Genomic DNA, 15,384 nt, shown 5'->3' on the forward strand with positions numbered 1-15,384 from the left:
TAACTTAAACCTTTCTCTTTTTGATCGTAATGCATTTTTTACTCGTCACGTAAACTAGCTAAAAATTGAATTAATTCATCATCTCGTGAATTTAATTTATTTAATTTTAATAAATCTTTAGTCATTTCTTTACTTAAAGTGGCTTTAATTTGTTTTAATTGGGCTTTAATTGTTGGTGAGGTGTTTTCTGACTTCATTAATGTTTGAAGTTTAATAGTATCTTCTAAATATAAACTGATTATTATTGCGTAATTGTTTAAATATATTCTTATTTTTTTTAATTTTTCTTTTTGACTCTCAATTTTGGTTTTTTGGTTGTTAATTTCTTCTTCTAATCTAGATGATGCTGCCATATTAAGAGTTTTTTGACTGTTTTCTAACTCTTTTATTTTACTATTTCTATTTTCAGCTACTACTTGGTATGTTTTCATTAAACTAATTAATTGGACACAATCTTGCTTTTCTCCAGTAGTGGTAAAAGTTGATTCTAAACTTTGAAAAGTTTCAATTGCCCTTTGAAAAACCGCATCACTTTTTTTGTCTTCTAATTCATCTTTAATAGTTTTTTCTATTTCTTCAATTTCTTTTTCTAATTTAGTTTTACTTTTTTTTAAACTTTCTATTGTTTGTTCGTTGGAGGAGTCATTTGAGGCGGAGGAGTCATTTGAAATTATGTCAATAATACGGCCATATGATTTTAATTTTTCTTTTAAATCCTTTAATAAGTCAGTAAGAGAAGAGTTTTCTGGTTGGTTTGATACAACACTGGAATTATTTTGATTATTCATTTCTAAATCATTTAATTTTTGGGTTTGTTTTTTGATTTCTTCTTGCAAATTAGTTACTTTGGTGTGTAAAGTAAAGATAAAATAAATGATGATAGAAACTAATAAAATCAAGCTAATACTTAATGTAACATTAAAAACGGTTAATTTTTTATTTTGTTTTGTCATTTTTTTTCTATTCCTTTTTTAAAATTATGTTTCAAAATTAAAAATATTGTCTTAAAATAATTTTTTTAACTTATTATCTTGCTTGCCAACCAAAATCAAATATGTTTTCTAATAAGTCAATAAAGTCAGGATTATTGATGTCGTTAGCAAAATTAGTTTGGCAACCAAGAGCTAAAAAGCGGTATCCAAGATTTGATTGGTTTGTCAATTGGTTAAAACCACCTTCGAAGGCAATTTGTTTTTTAAATTCCTCATATCGTCTTTCACCCATCAATTCGCTAAATTTGGTTTTAAAATCGTTGTCAAATTGTTTTTCAAAAACTGAAGGCCATTGATGCAGTATTGTTTCTGCTTTTTCAAATTCAAATTTATGTTGATTTACTTCGGGATTTTCTGGTTGAATTGGTTGATCTGATGGAGTTGTTACTGTGTCTGGGTGAGGCACTCCTGCAGCTGGTTGAGTTTTTTCTGCAGCTGATGGAGTTGTTGCTGTGCTTGGTTGGGTTTCTTTAAATGTAAAAGCAATTTCGCTTTTTTCAGAGTTTGGATCTTTTTTTGGGTTAGTAATTATTAGTTTTAGAAGTTTTTGTTGTTCAATGTTTTCCTCTTTAATTTCGCCTTTGTAAGGTAAAACAATGTTTTTTTGCCAATATTTTAATTCTTCTTTTGACTTTTTTATTATTGATTCAGGTAGTGATTTAGCTGTTTTTTCTTGTATTTTTCGATGAGTTATGTAGTTATTACCTATAATGTTTGCCACAAAAGAAATAATATTTTTTCCTTTTGCCTTTACCTCGTCCTTCTCATTCTCAGAGAGTTTGTTTTGACGTTCAATTTGATCTGTTGCCTCGATGGCACGTAGGAGGTAATATTTTAATTCACTCAAAGCCCTTTGATGGATTAAAAGCTGGGAGGGGTTATTTTGTTGAGTTAAAAAATTGTTTAGTTCGACATAATATTGTTTTAAGATTTGTTGGGCGATTAATAAATTTCTTTTAATTGCCATCAACTCTAAATTATTTTTTGTTGCTTTTATTTCTTCTTCTTTTAAATTAATGTCATTTACTGCTTGGAACAATTCAAAACTTATGTCTTTGCTTTCATTTTGGAGTTGGTTAATTAATTGTTTAATTAAAACGTCAATGATTGATGGATTATGTTTAATAAACACCTCTACAACATCAATTTGACTTTGTTCTTCGTCTTCGTTTTCTTCGTTACTTTTCCAAATATCATCATTATATTTCAAATTTCTTAAAAAAGTAATAAATTTATCTAAATAATTGCTTTCAGCTTTTAACTTCTCTTTTTGAGTTCTGGCTGCAGTTTCTTTGTTTTCTTCTTGAGTTTTTGCTTCTTCTTTGCTTTGTAAGGTTTCAAGTTCTTTTACTAATCTTTCTTTTTCGTTGGGAGTAATATTTGATAAATTACGATTTATTTCATCTAAATTATTATTATTAGACAATAATTGAGATTGTAATTTTTTAATTTCACTTTCTAAGTTTTTTTTTGTTTCCTTATCATTTGTAAGGCTAGAATTTAAATCGTTTTTCTGTTTTTCTTTGTCTTCTTTTTGGTTTTGTAAATCATCGAGTTCTTCTCTTTTAAATACTTTTTGGTTTTCTTCTAAACTTGTAATTCCGTTAATTTGTGTTTTTAAACCATCAATTTTCCCTTGTAGAGTTTCTAATTTTCCTCTTGCGTTATTAATTTTTGTTTCTATCTTGCTTTTTTCTAAAGATTTAATTTGATAAGATAAGATAGCAATTTGATTTTTAGCTTCTTTTTCTTCGTCTTCTTTTGGGGTTTTTTGTGGTTCTTTGCTTTGTAAGGTTGCAAGTTCTTTTACTAATCTTTCTTTTGCGTTTTTAGCTGCAGTTTCTTCGGCTTCTTTTTGAGTTTTTTCTTTTTCCTTTATATCTTTCAAGTTTTTATATTTAGTCTGATAATTTTTAATTATAGTTTTAAAAACTTCGATTAATCCTTTTTTTTCTTCTTCTTGGTTTTTCAAATCTAAATAAGTGGCTGGATAATGTTGATATCTAATATTTTCTATTTCAGTCAACACGTTATTAAAAGCTTGATTGTCAGTAATTAACTCTTGCATTCTTTTTTCAGCGTCAATCGGTTTAACTGATTGAGTTGATGATTCTTTTGATGGTTTTGAATTAAACCAACCAAACCACCAGCAACAAAATCCACCAACTAACAACAAGCTAACTAAAATAAGCGTCCCATAGATAATTATTTTTTTTAATGATTTTTTTTCTTTCATTTAGTTTAGATGCCCTTTCTTAAAAAAATATCGGAATAAATTATCTGCCAGCAATGGCAAAAATAAAAAAAATTCTTTAATTTGATAATATAACTAACTAAAAATTCTTCCTTTCTAATAATGTTTTTTTGCATTATTAATTTTATTATACTTGTTTTTTTTGGCAAAAAATATGTTTACAAAAAATGCTTTTTTAATCCTTTTTTTCTACTTATTTTTTTCATCCCTTCCAAGCTCTGGCAAACTAAAATATTATTAGTCATCTTCAAAAAAACAAAAAAATGTTATAATATAATTGAAAGATAGTAGAAAAAAACTAGAAAAGAGATAATAATTTATGATTTTAATTCAAACTAATCGCCCTTGCGATTTAAAACCTTATTTTTATTACGCTTTAGAATCTTACGCTCTTAATCATTTATTGAAAAAAAACCCAACAGAAACCTATTTTTTTCTTTGGAAAATTCAAGGGGTTGTCGTTGGCAAAAACCAAATTATCGAAAACGAAGTTAATTTAGATTATCTTCAACAACATCAAATCCCTTTATTCAGAAGACCGACAGGCGGGGGCTGTGTTTATAACGACTCACAAACTCCTCTTTTTAGCATCATTGCTAAAAAAAACAAAATTTTTAGCTTTAAACCTTATTTATCTAAAATTATGCTTTCTTTACGAAAATTAGGACTAAATATTGTGTTTAGCGGCAGAAACGACCTTTTGTTAGATGGTAAAAAAATTTCTGGTAACGCTTTTTTACAAAATCAAAACGGTATGATTACGCACGGTACCTTGCTTTACAATTGCGATTTTAACACCATGATTAAAGTGATTACTCCTAACGACCAAAAATTGATTTCTAAAGGAATTAAAAGTGTTCGTTCCAGAGTGACTAATATTAAAAAGCACCTTCCTCAAAATATGTCACAAGATGACTTAATGCAACATTTAATTAAGTCTTTGACTGTTAAAACTTACTCATTAAGCCAGGAAGAAACCAAAACCATCGAAGCAAATGCGCTTCAATACGCCTCCCCTGAATTTACCTTTTTAGAACAACCTCACCACACTAAAATACTGAAAAAACGCTTTTCATGGGGGACAATAGAAATCTTTTTAGATCTTCGTTTTGGCAAAATACAAGCATTGTCTTTAATCGGTGATTTTTTTCACAAAGAAGATAATTTAGCCTCTTTTTGTCATGCTTTTCAAGGAGTAATCTACCAAACGAAACATTTAGTCAAAGTTTTGGCTCAAACAGATATTAACGATTATATTCTAGATGCCACCAACGATGATTTTTTAAATTTATTAAAAGAAGGTATTTTAGAAGAACAACTACTAAGTACTACAACAAAATAAAAATCTCAAAATAAAGGAATTTTTTTTAATGTTAAATAGTCAACAAAATATTTTAAAAAGAATTATTGCCACTTCTTTTTTGCTTTTCTTAGCTTTTTTTTTGGAACTGATTTGTCGATTTACTATTAATAGCGGTGTTGATTGTAGTTACTCTTTTTTTAAAATTGAATTAATTTTTATTATTTTAATTGGTTTTCTTTTCGGATTTAAATATAGTTTTTTTGCCACTTTATCTTATCTTTTGATTCATTTTGCCTTTGAATATTTTCAATTAGAAGCTTTTTTTGGCAGTAATCACGACGACCATCATCACCAAAAAGAAGAAATATTTTTGATTTTTCTTTACAGATTTTTTTTACCTTACTTAGCTTGTTGTTTATCTGGTTTGTTTTATCAAAAAAAAGAAAATCAGCTCTTTTCCAAAAAATCTTTAATATTTGCCTTATTAATTATTAGTGTCGTGCAAGTTGTTGCAAGCATGCTTTTTATCGATTTATTGCAAGAACATTTCTTCGAAGAAAAAAATTCAAACATATTAATAAATTTTTTATTTCCTAAAAAAAGATATGATTTCTTAAAAATAAACGTTATTTATAGTTTAGTATCTGTTGTTATTAACAATCTTTTGATTGGAGTTCTTCTTTATTTGATTAATTTTCGTCTGAAAGGAAAATTAGAGTTTTTACAAAAATTTTAAAACCCATTAGTTTCAAAATTGACACGGAGTTAATAATTTAGTGAATTTATACCGCTTTTTTACAAAAAACAAAATCATCTTTTATATCGTAATTTTAATTATTTTAACTTTTTCGACAGTTATTGCTTTAGAAGGTTTTTATTTTATTAAAGAAAAAAAACAATTAAAAAATGCTTCTTTGATTAATTTTTATGAACTCATTGACAAAATCAAAGAGCGAGAAGTTAACAACGTTCATTATATTCATAAAAATAATAATAACTTTTTTTTCAAAGAACATTATCTCATTTATGCTCAAGGGTACGAACAGCAAAAATATTACTGTTTCATTACTGCTTCTCTTTATAATACCTTATTATTTAATCTCAACAATTATAAAATTTTTTTACAATCAATTACTTCTAACACTAAATATAATTTCTTAGAATTATATATCCGTTTAATCTTCTTTTTATCTACTCTTATTTTTATGTGTTGGATTTTGGTTAACCTTAGTAATTTTTTTTTCAATTCTAAAAGAAATTTATCTCAAAAGCTTTATCAAAATAAAAATACTATCACTTTTGCAGATATCGCGGGATTAGAACAAGAAAAAAAAGAATTATTTGAGTTAGTCGATATCTTAAAAAATCCACAAAAATACAAACAAAACGGTATACAAACTCCAAAAGGAGTTTTATTAGAAGGTCCGCCTGGCACTGGTAAAACTTTACTTGCTAAAGCCTTAGCCAACGAAATTAACATCCCTTTTTATTTTTTTTCCGGTTCTGAATTTGTTGAAGTTTATATCGGCGTAGGAGCCGCTCGCATTAGAAATATATTTCAAGAAATCAAAAAAAACTCCTCTTGCATTTTATTTATTGATGAAATTGATGCTTTAGGGGGTAAAAGGGAAAAATTTTTAAATAGCAGTGGCAATCAAGAAAAAAATCATACCTTAAACCAATTTTTAGTTGAAATGGACGGCTTTGAGCGATTAAATCAAGTCATTGTCATTGGGGCAACCAATAGAATTGATATGCTAGATCCGGCGTTATTGCGTCCTGGTAGATTTGATCGGATTATTAAAATTAAATTACCTGACCTAAAAGCTCGTAAAGCCATTTTGCAAGTACATGCTCGCAATAAAAAAATTGCTGCCGATATCGATTGGCAAAAGATGGCTTATCAAACCCAAGGAACAAACGGGGCTCAATTGGCTGCTATTTTAAACGAGGCTTCTATTTTGGCTATGAGAAATCAAAGAACAAAAATCGACTTTAAAATCTTAGAAAAAGCCCTGGAACGTGTTTTGTTGGGGGTAAGCCAAAATAAACGTCTATATACTTCCGAAGAAAAAAAAATAATTGCCTATCACGAAGCCGGACGAGCCGTTATCAGCTCCAAACTTCTCTTAGCTCCTAAAATAAGTGAAATTACTGTCAATATGCAAACCATTAAAAAAAAATATCATCCTCTTTTTTTCTTCCAAGCAAAAACTATCAATTCGCTGCAAAAAATGTTAGCTTTAGTAACTTTTTATTTAGCCGGCAGAGCAGCTGAAGAGTTAATTTTTAACGATATTTCGGATCTCTTTGATGATTTTAACCATGCTCAAACAATCGCTAAATCGATTGTTAAAAAATATGAAATTAACGATATTATGACAAATCAAGAGCCTATTTTTAGCAATTATAACTTAACAAACCAAGAAGTTAAAAAAATAATTACTAACTGCTTTTTTGAAGCTAAAACCATTATTCAAAAAAATCAAACTTTATTAAAAGAAATATCCCAAGCTTTATTAAAAAAAGAAACGATTAAAATAAGTGATAGATAGCAAAATAAGATTGTTTAAATATAATTAAAAAAAGTTAACTTAAAAATAAGTTAACTTTTCTTTTTTTAATTTAATTTTTTTTTTCAAAAACAAAAATTTTGAGAGGAATAACAAAATTATATATCGAAAATTGATTTTTTGACGAATCCTTGAATTCTTTGACGCCTTCAATAATATGTTTTTCTCTTAAAAAAGGCAAAAGACGATACTCTAAAAATTTAATTTCATTGTCTACTATTGTTTTAGAAAGATTATCGTTTAATTCTTTTAATTTTTCTGGGGTAAAAACACTTAAAGGTAAAGTCGAAACAATGCCTTTTATTTTATCAATACCAACCTTTTTATCTTTTAATAATTTTATAAAATTACAAGCATCACCTTCAATAACTTGCAATCCTTCATATTTGTCACGCAAAACCTGACATAAATGATTATCGTATTCCAAAGCGATAACATTTTTAACTCCAAATTTGTGAATTAAATATTTAGTAACATTACCACTGCCTGCGCCTAATTCTAAAATTTTTTCACCATCATTTAATTTTTGGTCTTTTTCAAAAACCAAATTAGCCATTTGTTGGGCTGTTTCTTGTGGTTCAGGAAAAAAGGAAGCTCCCATTTGTTGAGGATGTAAAATTGATTCTCTACCATGACTCCAATCACTTGTTTCTCTTGGAATAACTGAAGCGACAAAAAGAACTAAAAATAACATTAACATTTTATAAATAAATTTGATTTTGATTTTTTTAATCCCAATTAAAGCCAAAGTCAAAAAAACAAAAGCAAGAAAAATTTTAAAATAAGGTAAACTAGGATAAGATTGATAATTAGGAATGATAAAAGGTTGTTGTTTTTGATTTAAAAAAGTCAAAAAATAAAGCGAAGGGTGGATCAAAACAAGCCATGCTTTTTTCCAAGTTAAAAGCAGAAGGGCTTTTTTCCAAAAATAAAAGCCATAAAACAAAGGCAATAAAATATATTGCAAATAAGTAGCCATTATTGCTATAATTGAATTATTAGAGATAAAGGCTTGATTAGAATCCGAAATGAAATCTTTGAAAACTAAGCCAACAATTAAAATATTGATTAAAGCAATAAAACTTAAAAGTGAATAAAACTTATTTGTTTTATATTTGGTAAAAGCTAAAAGAGCTACTATCAAAATTAAAAAAACACTTTGTCTGGTGAAATTAAAAATATTTTGAAAGTACGAAAACCCAGATAAATGTGTTTGTAAACAACTATGAACAATGCCCCAAATAAAAGTAATTAAAGAAATAATGACTAAGGCAATTGATAATGCATTTTGTTTGGCAAAAGAAACCTTTTGAAAATGTGTTTTGGCTGATTTTGATAATTTTAATTTTTTCATAAATAATTCCTTTTTTTCTTCCTTTGTAAATTTTGAATTAATAAAAAAATACTATTGTTGTTTAAACTAATTTTAGTAATATTAATTGTTTGATGTATAAAAACATATTACTGTTATTAATTATACCTCAAATGACTATAAAAAAGATTAAATTTTTTTTCTGTTACTTTATTCAAAACAAAAAATAAAGTTATTGCAACAATTTAATAAAAACATGATATAATAAAATTATAATATTTATAAATAATGTTTCTACTTTTTTTCCTTAGAAAAAAGCTCTTATACTAAAATATTTATACTAATTTTATGTTAATCAGTCAAAAAGGGGCTATCAAAATGACGCTAGATTCTATTAAGAACAAAATACAAACTGTCATTAAACAGACTTTATGTCAAGAGATTTTTTTACAAGTTCAAACAGAAAGCAAAGAGTTTGATTTTTCCTTACCCTTGTTTACTTATGCTAAAAGAAAAAATTCTAAGCCTGCTTTACTTTTTGATAGCATTAAAAAAGAATTAATTATTATACAAGAAATCGACCAAATAACTTTTCTAAATGGTTTTCTAAATATCAAACTAAAAAGAGGGCTTTTAGCAAAAACTCTTTTATTGCAAATCAACGAACTACAAAGTAATTATGGCAGTCAAAAACCCAATCAACAAACAGTAGTGATTGACTATTCTTCTCCCAATATCGCTAAAAATTTTTCTGTAGGTCATCTTCGCTCTACTGTTATTGGCAATTCTTTAAAAAATATTTATCAAAAATTAGGTTTTAAAGTCATAGGAATTAATCATTTAGGAGATTGGGGTACTCAATTTGGTAAAATGATTGTTGCTTATCAAAAATGGGGACAAGAAGAAAAAATTTTAAAAGATCCAATTAACGAATTACAAAAACTTTATCTTCTTTTTCATCAAAAAGCTTTAGAAGATAAAACACTAAACGATGAAGCTAATGAAGCTTTTTTGCAATTAGAAAAACAAAAGCAAGAATATCTTAAACTATGGAATTATTTTCGTGATGTTTCTTTGCGCGAATTTTTAAAAATTTATAATATTTTAGGAATTTCTTTCGATTATTTTTTAGGAGAATCTTTTTATAACGATAAAACAGAAGACCTTTTAAAAGAATTAAAAGAAAAAAATATGATAAAACAAGAAGATCAAATGTTATTAATACAACTAGATCAATTGCCTCCTGGCTTGATTCAAAAAACTAATGGTAGTACTTTATATTTAACTAGAGATTTAGCCGCTTTTAAATATCGTTACGAAACTTATCATTGTCAAACTATTTTATATGTAGTAGGAAACGAACAAAAACTTTATTTTCAACAATTAGCTCAAGTTATTCAAAAAATGGGATATTGGGATGTTAAAATAGAAAATATTAATTTTGGTCTAGTTTTGATGAATGGCAAAAAAATGTCAACAAGACATCATAAATTTACTACATTGATAGATATCATTAAACAAGCAACTAATTTAGCACAAAAAATAATTCAAGAAAAAAACCCTTCTTTATCTTGCTCAGAAAAAATTGCTCAAAAAATCGCTGTTGGAGCTATTATTTTTAATGATTTAAAAAACGATAGGCATTTAGATATCGATTTTAATCTTGAAAATATTTTAAAATTTAAAGGTCAAACAGGTCCTTATTTACAATATACAGCTGCTCGCCTTAATTCGCTTTTAAAAAAAGAAAAAATAGATCTTAGTTTAATTGATGAAACAATATATCAACAAAATCATTATTTTGTTTTAATTAAATTATTAAGTCAATTCCCTTCTATTTTGGAAAAAAGTCAACAAGATAAAATGCCAAGTATTTTATCAAGATATATTATCAAATTAACTCAAAATATTAATGGTTTATATGCACAAGAAAAAATTTTATCTACTAAAGAAACAATTAAAAACACTAACCTTTTGTTGGTGAAAGCTGTTCTAATTGTTCTTCAAGAAAGTCTAAGAATTTTGGGAGTGCCTTTTTTAGAAAATATGTAATTTTTTTTGGTTATCCACGCTAGTTAAAATAACTAAATACCAAGAAGGCAAAACTATTAAAGAAGTAAAAATATACTAAAATATTAACATTTCAATCATAATGAAAAAAAAGATTATCTTTTGTGATAGTCTTTTTTTTATTTTTATATGACACTTAAAATTAACAAAAAGATATTTCAAAAATGATTTTCCATAAACAACAAAAAAACATTGATTACCTACATTTTTAATTTATTAATAATTTTAAAAATAAAAAAATATCATAAAAAAACAAGTAAAAACCTTATGAAATAAAGATTTGATAAGTGTAAAACTTGTTTTTTTTGGTGTTATAATTAAAATTAATAGTAGTTTTATTTTAAAAATTACTATTATGTTTTAAATAAAGAATAGGGAGGTACGAGTATTTAAAAAATAATAGCCAAAATATTTTTTTATTCTTTATTGGTTTTGTGTTTCTTTAAAAAAATTTATAAGAAAGGTTTACTTTAAAATGCATTTAAGAAAAAAACGCTTTTTTAAAATAATAAAATTATTTTTATTGTCTTTTTTATTTCTTTTTTTACTTTTGCATAATAATATTATTTTTGCAGATAATCCATCAAATAATCCCGAAAGAGATAATTCTGAAAAACCTCAAACAGTTAAACCAAATGCGGGATCAACCGGACAAGACATTGATACAACTAAAAAAACTAAGCGCCGAGATGATGGAACAATTGAATCTATAAGTGAATTTGATCCAAATACTGACCGAATGGTTATGCGAGATCCAACACAAGAAGAGGTTGAACAAGTTTCAGAAATAATAGCTAAAGAACAAGAAGAAGCAGCTAGACAAGCAGCAGATAGATTAGCTAAAGAACCTAAAGCCGAAAATCAAGCTGATTTTCAAGAAAAAGTAGTTGAAGAAACTAAAACTGAAATAAAAGAAGCTAAAAAAACTGTAGAAACTTCAAAACCAGAAGGAAATGAAGGAATTTCAAACCCAACAGTAACTGAAAAAACTTCAAACCCAACAGCTCCTAATGCAGGAACTAACACAACACATCCAGCAACTGCAGGCACTAACACAACACCTCCAGCAGCATTAAGCCAAAAATTACAAACAAAACAATTAGGTGCTTTAGATGCAAGAACTGAAGACAAAGTTAAAGATGCAGTGTTAACTAAAAATCCTGATTTAAAAGCAGCAGACAGAGACAAATTAACAGTTCAATTTGTTGGTGTAAGAAACAGAGCAACAAAAGCAAAAATAACACATTCAGAATTAACTGGTACAATAAAAGTTACATTTAGCGTTAAAAAAGCATTAAATACTTTCACAAAACTTACAACTAAAAAAATTACTGTTACACAAGCAGACGTTACAAATCCAACCCAAGACACTTTAAATAAATTCTTAAAAAAAGCTGGTTCATTAACTGTAAATAATGATGTAACAATTACATTTAATGATGTTGACAACAAAAAAACAGCAACTATTACTGCGGCTCCAAATTCTACTAAAGCACAAGGTAGTGTTGTATTTACTAATGTAAAAGTAGCTCAACCAACTGCACCAGTTGTAGATGCTAACGCAACAACTGCACCAACTGCAACAACTGACAACAGACAACCAAATGCAGACACTAACGCAACACAACAATCAAATGGAGACACTAACGCATCAGGACAACTAAATGCAGGAAAAACTTCACCAGCTGACAACAAACTAGCTGATGAAACACCAGCTGATGATGAAACACCAGCTGACAACAAAGTAGATTCAAAACCATCAGAAGAAGCAGCAGCTCAAAAAGTAACTGATGAAACAGTTAAAAAACCAACTGATGAAGCAGGAACTAAAAAAGTAGCTGATGAAACAGTTAAAAAACCAGCTGATGATGAAAAACCAACCGATGAAGCAGGAGCTCAAAAAGCTAAAGAATCAGAAGCTCAAACAGCTAAACCAGTTGTAACAGCTCCAGAAGCAGAAGCTCAAAAAGCTAAAGAATTAGAAGCTCAAAAAACTAAAGAAGCAGAAACTCAAAAAATTGAAGGAAATACAGAAACTCAAAAAACTGAAGGAAATACAGAAACTAAAAACCCAGCAGTAACTGAAGAAACTTCAAAACCAGAAGAAAATAAAGGAAATACAGAAACTAAAACAACTGATGAAACAGTTAAAGTAGCTGATGAAGCAGAAACTAAAAAACCAAAAGATGATGAAAAACTAGCTGATTCTCAAGACAAAGTAGAAACAGATTCTAAAGCTGAAGTAAAAGAATCTGATAAAAAACAAGAAGAAAAATCATCACTTGCCGGATTATGGTGGACTTTAGGAATTGTTTTAACTTTTTTAAGTTTAGGTTCTGGATATTATTGTTTTCAAAAAGTTAAAAAATAAAAACGGTACCGGTCTAGTACCGGTACGCTTTAAGTGGTTTTTTGGTTCTTTTAAAAACCATTTTATTTAAGTTAAAAACTTATAAGAAAGGTTTATTTGAAAATGCATTTAAGAAAAAAACGCTTTTTTAAAATAATAAAATTATTTTTATTGTCTTTTTTTATTTCTTTTTTGTTTTTGCATAATAATTTTTTTGTAAATGCTGCAGCAAAACAACAATTAAGCACTTTCACAAAATCTACAACTGAAACAATTACTGTTACACAAGCAGAAACTATAAACAAAACCCAAGCAACTTTAAATAAATTCTTAAAACAAGATGGTTCATTGACTTTAAATACTGATGCAACAATTACATTTAATGCTAACGATAACAAAAAAGCAACCCTTACTGCGACTGCAAATTCAAAAGCACAAAGTGGTAGTAGTGTTGTATTTAATAATGTAACAGTAGAAAAACCACAATTAAGCACAAAATTAACAGTAAAAGAATTAGGTGCTTTAGATGCAAGAACCCAAGATGCAGTTAAAGCTGCAGTGTTAAGTACAAATGCTAATAATTTAACACAAGTAGACAAAACCAAATTCACAATTACTTTAGATACTGATGCTACCCAAAATAAAGCAACAGTAACACATCCAAATTTTGATGGTGATGTAGTAGTTACATTTAGTATTAAAGAAGCATTAGACAAAAAATTAACAATAACACAATTAGGTGCTTTAGATGCAAGAACTCAAGCTGCAATTAAAGATGCAGTGTTAACTAAAAATACTGATTTAAAAACAGTAGAACAAAACAAATTCACAATTACTTTAGATACTGACGCTACCCAAAACAAAGCAAAAGTAAAACATTCAGATTTTACTGGCGAAGAAGAAGTGCGCTGTTTCGTTTTTTTAGACAATTTTTTATTTTAAAATTGTTCTTTAAGGCTAAAAAAAAGGTAATAATTTCATATCTTTTCAAACTAAAGAAATATTTTTATTAATTGTAAAAAGCGTCTAAAGCTTTTTAATAATTCTTTAGTTTCAAAAGATATTTTTTTAAATATTTTATCTTTACACTATATAGTTAGGTAAAAAAAGTGAAAAAAGTGCCAAGGAAATGAAATTAAAATTATTTTTTTACGCAATTATGATGTTTTTTGAAAAAAATGCGTAGAAGGGTAACCTTTTTTCAAGGTTAAATATTTTAAATAAATTATTTATCTAAGATTTTGAGAATATTGAGAAGGAGATGAATGATTTAATTTTTTGTTTTAATTTTTCATTTTTCATGATTGAAATACCAATTGACCTTTTATATTTTTTTCATATATTAATTATTATAACTCTAAATTATTTTATTTTAAAGAAGTTTTGCTTGAAAACGCAATTCATTCTAAAAAAAAGGGGGGGAGACGCGGAAATGGGGGGGTCTTTCTTTTTCGTCTTTTTTCTTTTATTTGTGTATACTTATAAATTTTGTTAGCGCTTCAGCGCGTTGAGGGCTTTTTGTTGGTTTGGATTTAAAAAATCTCTCTTTAATAATGGAAAGGGAAAATGGGAAGTTATTTATATATCGATAAATAATAATGATAGATAAAAGATACAACGATAATATCAAATATCGAGTATCATTATCATTATCGATATAATATATAAAATATCACTCCTTAAAAATGTTTGTTTGTTACAAGGAAATTAGATGAGGCAAATGATGATAAAATGATGAGTGAATGATGATAAAATGATGAGTTAAAATAAATTTTTATGATTTTTCTTTTGTTAAATATCTTTTATAATCGGGGCGCATCTTTTTAACCCGATAGCCCTGTTTTGATTTGATTAAAAATAATTTAATGTATTTTAAATCTTCTTCTCGATAATAGATGATGTTTAGCCCTTTTTTATAGTTTGTGTTGATGGGGTTATTGTATTTATCCAGCTTTTGAGGGTCTAATTGATATAATTGTAAAGTTTCTAATTTATTGACATCAATTTTCCCAATTAATTCTTTAATGTAGTCTTTTTGTTTGTTGTGATAATTAATTTGGAATATAGGAAAATGCGTTTTAAGGGTATTATTTTGGCTTTTAAGGGGTGTTGTGGGGTTAGTGAGTGTTATTATGTTGTTATCGTTTTCGGGAGATCGATTTTTGATTATTTCTATTCTATACTTTTTGATTTCTTCTAAGATTTGAGGGTCGACAAAGAGAGTTTGGTTTTTGGGGCGGTAATTAGCTTGTTGATAGGTGTTTTTCTTTTTAGAATGTGAAACAATCGTAATATTTAATAATTCTTGTTTTATTGTTTGTAAAAAGTTTTTAATTTGAACTAAGTCGTCGGGGGTTGATTTTGTTTCCCAACCTCCGATTCTAATTTCTTGGTTTGTGTCGTTTTTCATTTTTTTTCTCCTTTTTTAGTTGGTTTATTGTTATAAAAATAAAAAACCCCTAATTTGCTAAAATAAAATCGCGAAATTTAGGGGGTATATACGCGTTTATAGGGGCGTGTTAATGTGTTT

General features: G+C 27.3%; 10 protein-coding genes. 6 read left to right on the top strand and 4 right to left on the bottom strand.

The features are described from left to right. Positions 1–38: 38 nt before the first annotated feature. On the bottom strand, positions 39–953 hold the full coding sequence (locus psc1_RS02195) for a hypothetical protein (protein ID WP_373375493.1): 915 nt from the start codon (positions 951–953) through the stop codon (positions 39–41). 73 nt (positions 954–1,026) lie between these two features. After that, complete coding sequence (locus psc1_RS02200; RefSeq protein WP_373375494.1) at positions 1,027–3,228, bottom strand: hypothetical protein; 2,202 nt, start codon at positions 3,226–3,228, stop codon at positions 1,027–1,029. A gap of 337 nt (positions 3,229–3,565) precedes the next feature. Between psc1_RS02200 and psc1_RS02205 the strand changes: the two genes are divergently transcribed. Genes psc1_RS02205 through psc1_RS02215 form a run of 3 tightly spaced genes read left to right on the top strand, consistent with a single transcriptional unit; the run spans position 3,566 to position 7,104 of the window. Beyond that, positions 3,566–4,588 carry a lipoate--protein ligase gene (locus tag psc1_RS02205; RefSeq protein ID WP_023161486.1) on the top strand — a complete coding sequence of 341 codons (1,023 nt, stop codon included), beginning with the start codon at positions 3,566–3,568 and terminating at the stop codon, positions 4,586–4,588. A 28-nt stretch (positions 4,589–4,616) separates the two neighbouring features. Next, positions 4,617–5,285: a hypothetical protein gene (locus psc1_RS02210; RefSeq protein WP_373375495.1), complete on the top strand. Its 669-nt coding sequence runs from the start codon at positions 4,617–4,619 to the stop codon at positions 5,283–5,285. Positions 5,286–5,325: 40 nt separating this feature from the next. Next, complete coding sequence (locus psc1_RS02215; RefSeq protein WP_373375496.1) at positions 5,326–7,104, top strand: AAA family ATPase; 1,779 nt, start codon at positions 5,326–5,328, stop codon at positions 7,102–7,104. A 70-nt stretch (positions 7,105–7,174) separates the two neighbouring features. Here psc1_RS02215 and psc1_RS02220 read toward each other — a convergent pair whose 3' ends face one another. Beyond that, positions 7,175–8,476, bottom strand: a complete 1,302-nt coding sequence (locus tag psc1_RS02220) for an rRNA adenine N-6-methyltransferase family protein (protein ID WP_373375497.1) — start codon at positions 8,474–8,476, stop codon at positions 7,175–7,177. A 336-nt stretch (positions 8,477–8,812) separates the two neighbouring features. On the opposite strand from psc1_RS02220, the gene argS reads away from it, so the two are divergent. The 3 genes from argS (at position 8,813) to psc1_RS02235 (ending at position 13,796) form a co-directional block, all read left to right on the top strand. Further along, on the top strand, positions 8,813–10,486 hold the full coding sequence (gene argS, locus psc1_RS02225) for an arginine--tRNA ligase (protein ID WP_122225562.1): 1,674 nt from the start codon (positions 8,813–8,815) through the stop codon (positions 10,484–10,486). A gap of 493 nt (positions 10,487–10,979) precedes the next feature. Then, on the top strand, positions 10,980–12,875 hold the full coding sequence (locus psc1_RS02230) for a hypothetical protein (protein ID WP_373375498.1): 1,896 nt from the start codon (positions 10,980–10,982) through the stop codon (positions 12,873–12,875). Positions 12,876–12,977: 102 nt separating this feature from the next. Beyond that, the gene (locus tag psc1_RS02235; RefSeq protein WP_373375499.1) at positions 12,978–13,796 is read left to right on the top strand and encodes a hypothetical protein; all 819 of its coding nucleotides are present in this window, start codon (positions 12,978–12,980) and stop codon (positions 13,794–13,796) included. 832 nt (positions 13,797–14,628) lie between these two features. On the opposite strand, the gene psc1_RS02240 is transcribed toward psc1_RS02235, so the two are convergent. Further along, positions 14,629–15,264 (bottom strand): hypothetical protein, encoded by a 636-nt coding sequence (locus psc1_RS02240; protein ID WP_122225662.1) that lies wholly within the window; start codon positions 15,262–15,264, stop codon positions 14,629–14,631. Positions 15,265–15,384 lie beyond the last annotated feature (120 nt).

This window comes from Candidatus Phytoplasma solani, from assembly GCF_041729705.1.
In the GTDB taxonomy this organism is placed as follows: Bacteria; Bacillota_I; Bacilli_A; order Acholeplasmatales; family Acholeplasmataceae; genus Phytoplasma; species Phytoplasma solani.